The sequence below is a fragment of the Candidatus Deferrimicrobiaceae bacterium genome (assembly GCA_035256765.1).
GTDB lineage: Bacteria > Desulfobacterota > Deferrimicrobia > Deferrimicrobiales > Deferrimicrobiaceae > CSP1-8.
Window position 1 is genome coordinate 1 of sequence record DATEXR010000050.1, and the last position, 1364, is coordinate 1364.

At 63.9% G+C, this 1364-nt stretch carries 3 protein-coding genes; all 3 read right to left on the bottom strand.

Annotated elements, in window-relative coordinates; genetic code table 11:
* Positions 1 to 322 precede the first annotated feature (322 nt).
* Positions 323 to 706, bottom strand: coding sequence for a DUF302 domain-containing protein (locus VJ307_01620; protein ID HJX72827.1), 384 nt, complete (start codon positions 704 to 706; stop codon positions 323 to 325).
* Positions 707 to 926: 220 nt separating this feature from the next.
* On the bottom strand, positions 927 to 1139 hold the full coding sequence (locus VJ307_01625; GenBank protein HJX72828.1) for a zinc ribbon domain-containing protein: 213 nt from the start codon (positions 1137 to 1139) through the stop codon (positions 927 to 929).
* 14 nt (positions 1140 to 1153) lie between these two features.
* Positions 1154 to 1364, bottom strand: a 211-nt coding sequence (locus tag VJ307_01630; protein HJX72829.1) for a DUF2892 domain-containing protein, incomplete at its 5' end; no start/stop codon positions are given.

Here is a 1364-nt window from a genome sequence, read left to right on the forward strand (position 1 = left end):
GGGAATGGACTCCTGGAGGCCGGTCTCACTGCGCCCCTCCTCCTTCGGCTTGCTGCGCCGCGGACCGCATTTCCGGGACCGGGGACCCGGGGCGATGCGGGGGGGTTCCACAAAGCGGCGTGTGGAGCGAGAGAATATTATCCCCGCCGCGCGGGGTCCGATCCGACGAGCGGAACCCGCAGCGAGCGGGCGCAGATCGCGAGCGTAGCTTTGGGGAATCCCCCCGCGAGCCGGGGTCCCCAGAAGCCAGCGCTCCGACAACCGAGCGTAAGAACGCGGCGCCCGCCGCAGAGGGTGAAAAGTTTTAAGAACGTCCCTGTTCTTAGGTGGCGGCCTCCCGCATGATCTCCGTGATCGCCGTCTCGACCTCTTTCGCGGTCCCCTCGAGCGAGGGCTCGTTGAACATCCGGAGCATCATCGTCGGCTTGAGCGTCTCGAGCACGACTTCCTCGCCTTCCACGTAGATGGAGACCCGGCAGGGAAGCGCCGTGGAGATCTTGATGTTGGTGTCCAGGGTCTTCTTGGCGTATCCGGGGTTGCAGACCTCGTAGATGTAGAGCTTGCGGTCGAAGACCAGCCCTTTCCCCTGAAGCGTCGCCGTGATGTTGTGGATCCCCTGAACGCCGAATTTCCTGGAGGCCGAGGCATCCTCGAACCGCTGCCTCACCTCGCCGATCGGCTTCCTGCTTCGGACCGTGATGAACATTTTTTCAACCCTCCTCCCCCGGCGCCCGGCCGGGGCGAACCGTCTAACGGGGGCTTCAACCGCCCCCGCCGCCGGAGAACAGGAAGATCAGGACCACCACCGCGATCAGGACCAACGTACCCCATTCAATCGGCATCCCGCCATCCTCCTCCCCGCATTCGCATCCTTCCCTTAGGATTCGGTGATCCGCCCGGCGACCGCCGGGACGCATCCGTTACGTTCAGCGGAACGGCGAGCGGCGTGAACCGCTCCCGCAGGAAGACCCGCCGGACGGGGAACCGGACCCGCTCCCTCCCGCGCGAAACAGGGAGATCCCCACCCGGGACGATTTCCCGCCGCACGCGGGGCATGCCTCCCGTCCGTCATCCGAGAGGCGCTTGTACGCCTCGAACACCTTCCGGCACGACTCGCAACGGTACTCGTAGAGCGGCATCGATCGATCCCCCTTTATTCTTCCGGAACGCCGGCCTTCTTCAGGATCATTTCCATGAGGCACCAGTTCGTCAAGCCGGACTGGAACAGGTTGAGCCCGACGAAAGCGGTGAACAGAAACCAGTATCTGCTTACGTACAGCCCGAGGAAAAGGCTTGCCAGCACGAATGTCCCCGCGATCACCCGGATCCATCTTTCCGTGTTCATCGAATCCTCCCTTGGTGCT